Below are 8,892 nucleotides of genomic sequence, written 5' to 3'. Positions count from 1 at the left end.
AACTGCTTTAGTCACGTACAACCGTCAACAGCAGAATCCTGGCTTCAAGCCTTCGCTGTCTGGCACAATGCTACAAACTAAACACGACCGTGTGGCCGGGCCGTCGCTACGGGCCATCTCCGTTCGGGGGCTGCCCCACGGCGGATCGCTTCGAAAGGCAAAGGACCCACACGCCCGAAGGACCGACCGAATGGAGACGGGGACCATCCCGATCGACGATCTCGGTGGCGGACTCGACCTGTATCGAACGCTCGAGAGCGGCCAGAGCTATCTCTGGCAGCGCGGGGACGGCGAGATGTATACCGACACGCCGGCCCCCGACGCGTGGTACGCGACGGTCGTCGACGGCGAAGTGATTCGCGTTCGGACCCGCGACGGCCGCCTCGAATGGGAATCGACGGCCGACGCCGGGTCGACCGTTCGTCGACTGTTGCGCCTCGAGGACGACCTCGAGGCGATCGCCGCGGCCGGGCCGGACGATCCGTTGCTCCGGGAGGCCTACGAGGCCCACCCCGGGATGCGACTCGTTCGGGACCCGCCGTTTGGCTGTCTGATCTCGTTTATCTGCTCGGCGCAGATGCGGGTCGGCCGCATTCACACCATGGTCACGGCGCTGGCGCGGGAATACGGCAGTCCGATCGCGTTCGACGGGGCGACCTATCACGCGTTTCCGACGCCGGACCAGCTCGCGACTGCCACCGAAGCCGAACTCCGCGACCTCGGCTTGGGGTATCGTGCTCCCTACGTCGTCCGAACTGCCGAAATGGTCGCGGACGGCAACGCCCATCCGGCCGACGCACGCGATCTCGAGTACGAAGCCGCGCGGGAGTTCCTGACGCAGTTCGTCGGCGTCGGCGACAAGGTGGCCGACTGCGTGCTCCTGTTCTCGCTGGGCTTCGACGAGGCCGTTCCGCTGGATACGTGGATCAAGTCGGCGATCGAGGAGTACTATCCCGAGTGCGATCGCGGCTCCTACGCCGAGACCTCGCGGGCACTTCGCGGCCGACTCGGCGGTGAGTACGCCGGCTACGCACAGACGTACGTTTTTCACCACCTCAGAACCGGCACATAGTGCGGGGCGGCGGAGGGTCGAGTATCTCCGGCTTGCTTACCGGTTCCACTGGCGATAGCCCAGGAACGAGATCCCACCGAGGCCGAGAAGGACGATCACGGCCCCGAACAGCGATCCCGCGCTCGACACGCCGGCGGCGATGATCGATTGTCCGCCGCCGAGACCGACGCCGGACTCGGTCACGGTCGTTTCGGTGAGGTCGATCATCCGAGTCGTCCGATTTCTGCGATCGTCGATCGTGTACGCCGCCTCGATCTCAGCAGTCCCGGTCAGCGCCTCGTCGATGGGAATGGACACCGTCTCGGCCGAAGCGGCGTCGACGGTCGCGATCGTCGCGCCCGGCAACTGCTCGCTCTCCGTTTGCCCCGAGATGCTTACGTCGTCGATCGGTGCGTTCCCCCGATTGGTGACGCGGTACTGCAGCGCCGTCGATTCGTTGTGCTCGAGAACCGAGACGTACAGATCGACGTCTTCGCGCAGCGGTTCGACTCGAATGGGTTGGACGGTCTCCACTCGGTTGCCGTCGTCGTATTCCAGTGCGGCTTCGAGGCGGTCCGGACCGGGTTCATCGGCTCGGACCTGGAACTCGAAGGTGGTCATGTTCTCGGCCTCGAGCGTCGGGCGGATTCGAGTCGGTTCTTCGACGGTGCCGTTGCTGTCGAGGTGAGCGACGAGGTCGGTCAGGGCCTCGTCGTCGCCGTTCGAGACCGTGACCGTAACCGGGACCTCGGTGCCGGCGACCGCGCGGTCGGCGTCGATTCGGAGCCGCGGGTCTGGCTCCGAGTCCGACGAGGGTTCGGAAACGCTGACGTACACGGGCCGCTCGATGACACCGACCTGCTGGGTGTTCCCGTCGGCGTCTTCCTTGATACCGCGTACTTTGACGGTGAGTCGCTTCTCGCCCGCCGTGTCGAACGTCGTCTGGAGGGGGACGTCGATGGTCTCCCCGGAGGCGATCGCGCCGAGGGCGTCGGCTTCGTCGACCTTGCCTCGGTCAGGGGCCTCCAGCACGACCTGCGTGACCTGGAATCCGCCGTCGTGTCCGCTTGAGTGTCGAATCGTCGGTGTGACCGTGATGGCGTCGTCGGTCGTCGGCTCGTCGTCCGAGACGGCGATATCCGACACGGTGACGTAGACGTCCGAAGGGGAGGCGGTGACGGCTCCCACCCCGCCGAGCAGCGAACAGCAGAGCAGTCCAGCAACGAGCACCGTCAGTAATCGAGTCGAACCGCTTCGTTTCGATCGTGGCATACGACTTTTAGGCCCGCCTAAAACAACTTACGTCTTACTATTTAGGCTGGCCTAAAACGCGAGTGCGTCCGTCGCTTGCGACGGGTCAAATCCCAGGGAACGCTACTCGTCGTACTCCCCGTATCCGGTTTTGGAGAATCCGAGACGGGAGTGATCGCCACCGTCGAGAGGCTGCCGGTGACCGTGCCGTTCGCAACGAACTCCATGTCGATGCCGTCCCGTTACTGAATGGCCGTTCGAAGCATCGCCGATACTTCCGCCGGCTGGTGATCGGAAGCGGATTTTTCACGGTCGCGGTCGATGCCGCTCACATGGCAACACGAACCCGCGCACACGTGTTCGTTTCGGGGACGGTACAGGGCGTCTACTACCGCGCGAACACCCGTGATACGGCCGATGAGATGGACGTCGACGGCTGGGTGAAGAACCTGAACGACGGACGGGTGGAAGCGATCTTCGAGGGCCCAAAAGACGCCGTCGAAGGGATGGTCGAGTGGTGTTACACGGGCAGTCCCGCGGCCGACGTCGAAGACGTCACGGTCGACTACGAGGAGCCCCGGGGCGAGGACGGGTTCGAGATCAGGTACTGAGTCAGCCATCGCTCGAGACGACTATCGCCACCTCGGCGGAACAGCGTCCTGACGGAATATCGATGTAATCGGAACCGGAACCGGCGGCGTTGCACACGGCGATTTCAAGTTCCGGGTATTCCAGCCGACTCTCGAACCGGCCGCTGTGGCGTGCATCGAAGGATCAGGAACCCCACGTCCGGCCGTGATCGGACGAGAAGCCGCGTGGGAGTCGGGTGCCTCTCACTCGCGCTCCGGGAGCAAGGCCTCGAGCCACGGCGGTTCGTCGGTGTACTTCCACTCGGCCCAGTCGGCCTTCTCGCCGGCGTAGTAGGCGCGGTAGGCGGCGACAGGGTCGTCGGCCTGCTTGTACTGGTCGGGCATCGCCTGCGGACGGGGTGTCGGCTCGTCGGCGGGAAACGAAATCGCGGCGGGATCGATGCGCTCGATCACCTGCCAGGAGGCGTGGTCGTCGTCTTTCCCGTAGCGCTCGACGAACTCCGCGTTCAGTGCCGCGGCGTGCTCCCGCAGACGGAGCCAGTTCGCGCGGGATTCGGTGGCCCACCTCGTGACGGGGTGGTCGACGTGGGTCGCCCGGTATAGGAAGTCGGCCTCGTGGTCGTTCTCCCTGGCCGCGGTACAGAGGACCTGTGCGGCCTCGAGCAACAGTTTGTTGACGTGCTGGTCGCAGTGATAGCGTGCGGCGAGTCGCGGGTCCTCGTCGAGCCAGAAGACGTTCATACCGGAGCACGGGACCCGAGGGAATTGGGTCTGCTGCCTACGATGGTTGCCGGTGGTGTCCGCAACGTTGAACGGACGGCCCGTCGAACGCCCAGCCATGATCACAGGCGAGCGAATGGCCGCCGTCGACGCGAACGCCGCGGCGCTTGGCGTGGCGCGAAAGCAGTTGATGGAGTCGAGCGGGCACGCGGTGGCGCGAGCGATCCGTGCGATCGCCGATTCCGGCGCTCGGGTCGTCATCGTCGCAGGTCGTGGGAACAACGGCGGCGATGCCTTCGTTGCGGCCCGCTTTCTGGACGACTACGACGTGACGACGCTGCTGCTCGGCCGCGCGGACCTGATCGGAACCGAGATCGCCCGCGAGAACTGGGCCGCCCTCGAGCGAGCCGGCTACGAAACCCGGGAGATCACCGACTCGAGCGGCGTCGATCTCCCCGACTGCGACGTCGTCGTCGACGCGATGTTGGGCACGGGGCTCAGCGGCGACCTCCGAGAGCCAGCGGCGACCGCGGCCGCGGAAATCAACGCGGCCGACGCGACCGTCGTGGCAGTCGATGTTCCCTCCGGCTTCGATGCCGACGGGGGCGACCACGCGGCCAACGGCGTCGAGGCGGACCGCGTCGTCACCTTCCACGACGCGAAACCAGGACTCGCGGACCTCGACGCCGACGTCACCGTCGCGGACATCGGCATCCCGGCCGCGGCGGAGCGGTTCGTCGGGCCCGGCGATATCGCCCTCGCGCGGCCCGACGGTCGCGAGGGGCGGCCGTACGTCATCGGCGGCGGTCCCTACACCGGCGCGCCAGCGTTGGCCGCCCAGGCTGCGCTGCGTGCCAGCGCGGAACTCGCCTTCGTCGCCGCACCCGACACCGTCGCCGGCGAGATTCAGGGCTACGGCGAGGACCTGATCGTCCAGCCCTACGAGAGCGACGTGCTCACGCCCGCGGTGGCCGACGACCTCCTCGAGACCGCCGAACGCTACGACGACGTCGTCGTCATCGGCCCCGGACTCGGCACCGCCGACGAGACCCGCCAGGCCGTCCGGCAGTTCCTCGCCTCGTACACGGGGCAGGCGGTCGTCGACGCGGATGCCCTCGAGGTCGTGCCGTCGGTCGAGACCGACGCCACGCTGGTCTGTACGCCAAACCGGGCCGAACTGGCGCGGATGGGCGGCCCGGACACCGACGAGCTGGCTGCGGCGGCCGACGAGATCGAGTCGTTTGCGGCCGAGTTGGGCCACGTCGTCCTCGCGAAGGGCGCAGCCGACGTCATTACCGACGGGGAACGGACGCGGATCAGCCGGTCCGGAACTCCCGGGATGAAAGCCGGGGGGACAGGCGACACGCTCGCCGGCGTCGTCGCGGCGCTGCTGGAACACGCCGAGCCGCTCGAGGCCGCCGCGGCGGGCGCACAGGTCAACGGTATCGCGGGCGAACGCCTCGCGGAGTCCCAAGAGTTCGGTTTCCTCGCGTCGGATGTCGTCGAGGAACTGCCGGCGGTCCTCTGGGGTGATCGCGATGCGTGAGGAGTCCGAGGACGAGTCGGCGACCGCCGACGAACTGACCCATACCACGGCCGACGGCGATGTCCAGATGGTCGACGTCGGTGACAAACCGGACAGCGAACGCCGTGCCGTCGCCGTCGGAGAGGTTCACCTCCGGCCGTCGACGATCGAAGCGATCCAAGACGATCGGGTGGGCAAGGGCGACGTGCTCGCGACCGCCCGCGTCGGCGCGATTCAGGCGGTCAAGCACACCTGGGAGACGATCCCGATGTGCCACCAGATCCCGATCACGAACGTCGACACCGACTTCTCGCTTGCCGACGACCGGATCGAACTCCGCGTCGACGTCGAAACCACCGGCAAAACGGGCTGTGAGATGGAGGCCCTCGAGGGCGTGACGACCGGCTTGAACGTCGTCTGGGACATGGTGAAGGCCATCGAAAAGGACGACGACGGGCAGTACCCGGACACGGGGATCGAAAATGTCCGCGTCCTCGAGAAGGAGAAACGACGAGCCTGATCCGGGTGGACGACGACGCTACGGACCCCACTCTTGAAGTGCTGGCCAGCGAGACACCGATCATCTAGGCACCGATCGCAGCGCGACGACGTGGCGTCACGACGGCGATATCGAGGTGCTGACGTCGGACGCCGCCGATCGAGACACAAGACTCATAAGACTCGATTACTCTCAGTCTCGCTATGACGATCCGTTCTGCGGTAGTCCTCGCGGCGGGAGAGGGGGCTCGCCTCCGGCCGCTGACGAAGTATCGGCCGAAGCCGATGCTGCCCGCAGCGACCAAGCCCATCATCGAATACGTCTTCGATGCGCTCGTCGAGGCCGGCATCACGGAGATCTCCGTCGTCGTCGGCTACGGACGGACGCACGTCCAGTCCCATTTCGGGTCGACGTACCGCGACGCGAGCCTCGAGTACGTCGGACAGGACAAGCAACTCGGCAGCGGACACGCCCTGCTGGCGGCCGAATCCGAAGTCTCGGAGCCGCGACTCGTCCTCAACGGCGATCAGCTCGTAGCCTCGCGACTCGTCGAGGATGTCCGCACCGCTCACGACGACGGCGATGCCATCGCCACGCTCGGACTCATTCGAGACGAGAACGTCGCCGAGTACGGCGGCGTGATCTGCGGGGACGACGGCCACATCTCCGAGATCGTCGAGCACCCCCGCGACGACCGTACCTATCAGCTCAACGCGGGCGTCTACGCGTTCGAACCGGCCCTGTTCGAGTACCTCCGCGGCCCGGAACCGCAGTTGCGCGAGTACTCGCTCATCGACGGCATCGCGAACGCGATCGACGCCGGGGCGGCCGTCCGCGGCGTCACCTCCGACGGCATCTGGATCGACGCGACGTACCCGTGGGACCTCCTCGAGGTGACGGCGACGCTCCTCGAGCACGCGGACGGCGTCGGGAGTTCGGTCTCGGCGGACGCGCGGGTCCACGAGTCGGCGACGATCGTCGAACCGGTCGCGATCTCGGCGGACTGCGTCGTCGGCCCCGACTCCGTCGTCGGCCCGAACGTCGCACTCGGCGAGAACGCGACGGTCGGGGCGAACGCCGTCGTCGAGGACAGCGTCGTCGACGCCGATACGCGCGTGGGGTCGGGAGCGACGCTCATCGACTGCGTTACCGGTCGCAACGTTCGGGTTGGCCCCGGCTCGACCGTCGTCGGCGGCCCCGGAGACGTCCGCGTCGGTGACCGTGTTCACGAAACCGAGCGACTGGGCGCGTTGCTCGCCGACCGCGTTCGCGACGGCGGCGGCGTAACCTACGCGCCGGGAACGGTCGTCGGCTCTGATGCCGTTATCAACGCCGGGACGACCGTTCGGGGGACGATCGAAACCGGGACCGAGGTGCAGTAACGATGTGCGGAATCGTCGGCTACGTCGGCGCGATCGGCGGAAACGACGCCATCGATGTCGTCCTCGATGGTCTCTCGGCGCTCGAGTATCGCGGGTATGACTCCGCCGGGGTGGCCATCCCGACCCCCGAGATGACGGTCGCCAAGGCCGCCGGCGAACTGTCGGCGCTCGAGGAAACGGTTTCGCGGGACGAACTCGCCGGCGAAGCAGTCGGGATCGGGCATACGCGCTGGAGTACGCACGGCGCGCCGTCGGACGACAACGCCCATCCACACTGTGACGAGGCGGGTCGGGTCGCCGTCGTCCACAACGGGATCATCGAGAACTACCAGCGACTGCGCGACGATCTCGTCGACGCGGGTGTCGCGTTCCGCAGCGAGACCGACACCGAAGTCATCCCTCACCTGATCGGGCGCTATCTCGATCGCGGCGCGGACCCCGAGGAGGCGTTCCGGCTGGCGGTCGACCATCTCGAGGGCAGTTACGCGATCGCCGCGGTCGTCGAGGGGTCGGAGACGGTGTACGCGGCACGCCAGGACTCCCCGCTCGTCGTCGGCCTCGGCGACCACGGGACGTATCTCGCGAGCGACGTCCCCGCGTTCGTCGAGCACACTGACCGGGTCCGCTACCTCGAGGACGGCGACATCGCCCGGCTGAGCGCCGATTCAGTAGCCGTCACCGACGTCGAGGGTCGTCCCGTCGATCGGGCGACGGAAACGGTCGCGTGGGATGCCGAAGACGCGGAGAAAAGCGGCTACGACCACTACATGCTCAAGGAGATCCACGAGCAGCCGTCCTCCCTGCGGCAGTGTCTCCGCGGTCGGATCGACGAACTCGAGGGGACAGTTGATCTTCCGGAGCTCGATACCATCGACCACGACGGTCCGATTCAGTTCGTCGCGTGTGGAACATCGTATCACGCGGCGCTGTTTGGGGCGGAACGACTGCGAACGGGCGGGATGGACGCACACGCGTTTCTCGCAAGCGAGTACGCGAGCGATCGCGTCCCGGTCGATGAGGACACGCTCGTCGTCGGCGTCACCCAGAGCGGCGAGACCGCCGACACGTTGCGTGCACTGCGCGAGGCCGACCGCGCCGGTGCGACGACGCTCGCAGTGACGAACACGGTCGCGAGTTCCGCCGCACGGGAGTGCGATCACACCCTCTACATCCGTGCCGGTCCCGAAATCGGCGTCGCGGCGACGAAGACGTTCGCGAGCCAGCAACTCGCCCTCGCGCTGCTGGCGTTCGAACTCGGCGACGGGCCGACGCGTGGGGAACTCGAGGCGCTTCGGGACATCCCCGGCCAGGTCCAGACGATCCTCGAAACGACGGACGCTCGAGCGGTCGCCGAGACGTTCGTCGATGCGGACGCCTACTTCTTCATCGGTCGGGGGTATCACCACCCGGTCGCGCTCGAGGGCGCGCTGAAGATGAAGGAGATCACCTATCGGCACGCCGAAGGGTTCGCCGCCGGGGAACTGAAACACGGGCCGCTCGCGCTCGTGACCGAGCAGACGCCCGTGTTCGCCGTCGTCACCGGTGCTGGCGAGACCGCGCGGAAGACGATCGGGAACGTCAAAGAGGTCGAAGCTCGCGATGCGCCCGTCGTGGCGATTACCGACGGCACGTCCGACGTGGCGCGATACGCGGACCACGTCCTCGAGCTTCCCGCCGTCGACGACCTCGGCGCGTCGGTGCTTGCGAACGTGCAACTCCAACTCGTCGCCTACTGGGTCGCGAACCTGCTCGGCCGCTCGATCGACAAACCGCGGAATCTGGCGAAGAGCGTCACCGTCGAGTGAGCCGTGCGAGCGTACAGTCGTCGAGTCGCACGTCGAATCGGTCCGATTTATGTGGTCGCGTTCTCCCAG

8 protein-coding genes and 1 pseudogene are annotated in these 8,892 nt (G+C 66.8%); 7 read left to right on the top strand and 2 right to left on the bottom strand.

Going from position 1 to position 8,892, the window contains the following annotated elements; genetic code table 11:
• Positions 1 to 81 (top strand): annotated as a pseudogene (locus tag C486_RS20815) (IS6 family transposase); the annotation flags it as partial.
• A 109-nt stretch (positions 82 to 190) separates the two neighbouring features.
• Complete coding sequence (locus C486_RS04395; RefSeq protein ID WP_008453458.1) at positions 191 to 1,072, top strand: DNA-3-methyladenine glycosylase family protein; 882 nt, start codon at positions 191 to 193, stop codon at positions 1,070 to 1,072.
• Between the two features lie 36 nt (positions 1,073 to 1,108).
• Here C486_RS04395 and C486_RS04390 read toward each other — a convergent pair whose 3' ends face one another.
• The gene (locus C486_RS04390) at positions 1,109 to 2,323 is read right to left on the bottom strand and encodes a hypothetical protein (protein ID WP_049910134.1); all 1,215 of its coding nucleotides are present in this window, start codon (positions 2,321 to 2,323) and stop codon (positions 1,109 to 1,111) included.
• A gap of 311 nt (positions 2,324 to 2,634) precedes the next feature.
• Between C486_RS04390 and C486_RS04385 the strand changes: the two genes are divergently transcribed.
• Positions 2,635 to 2,913, top strand: a complete 279-nt coding sequence (locus C486_RS04385) for an acylphosphatase (protein WP_049910145.1) — start codon at positions 2,635 to 2,637, stop codon at positions 2,911 to 2,913.
• 222 nt (positions 2,914 to 3,135) lie between these two features.
• On the opposite strand, the gene C486_RS04380 is transcribed toward C486_RS04385, so the two are convergent.
• Positions 3,136 to 3,633: a hypothetical protein gene (locus C486_RS04380; protein WP_008453452.1), complete on the bottom strand. Its 498-nt coding sequence runs from the start codon at positions 3,631 to 3,633 to the stop codon at positions 3,136 to 3,138.
• A gap of 97 nt (positions 3,634 to 3,730) precedes the next feature.
• On the opposite strand from C486_RS04380, the gene C486_RS04375 reads away from it, so the two are divergent.
• From C486_RS04375 to glmS, 4 genes are all read left to right on the top strand, one after another.
• Positions 3,731 to 5,158 (top strand): bifunctional ADP-dependent NAD(P)H-hydrate dehydratase/NAD(P)H-hydrate epimerase, encoded by a 1,428-nt coding sequence (locus tag C486_RS04375; RefSeq protein ID WP_008453450.1) that lies wholly within the window; start codon positions 3,731 to 3,733, stop codon positions 5,156 to 5,158.
• Positions 5,151 to 5,657 carry a cyclic pyranopterin monophosphate synthase MoaC gene (gene moaC, locus C486_RS04370; RefSeq protein ID WP_152419123.1) on the top strand — a complete coding sequence of 169 codons (507 nt, stop codon included), beginning with the start codon at positions 5,151 to 5,153 and terminating at the stop codon, positions 5,655 to 5,657. Before C486_RS04375 ends, moaC begins: the two co-directional genes overlap by 8 nt.
• A 182-nt stretch (positions 5,658 to 5,839) precedes the next feature.
• Positions 5,840 to 7,018, top strand: coding sequence for a sugar phosphate nucleotidyltransferase (locus C486_RS04365; RefSeq protein WP_008453446.1), 1,179 nt, complete (start codon positions 5,840 to 5,842; stop codon positions 7,016 to 7,018).
• Between the two features lie 2 nt (positions 7,019 to 7,020).
• Positions 7,021 to 8,823: a glutamine--fructose-6-phosphate transaminase (isomerizing) gene (gene glmS, locus C486_RS04360; RefSeq protein WP_008453444.1), complete on the top strand. Its 1,803-nt coding sequence runs from the start codon at positions 7,021 to 7,023 to the stop codon at positions 8,821 to 8,823.
• The last annotated feature ends 69 nt before the right edge of the window (positions 8,824 to 8,892 follow it).

Origin of the sequence: Natrinema gari JCM 14663, assembly GCF_000337175.1 — an archaeon.
Lineage (GTDB): Archaea > Halobacteriota > Halobacteria > Halobacteriales > Natrialbaceae > Natrinema > Natrinema gari.
This window is presented reverse-complemented; position numbering and strand designations above follow the sequence as displayed.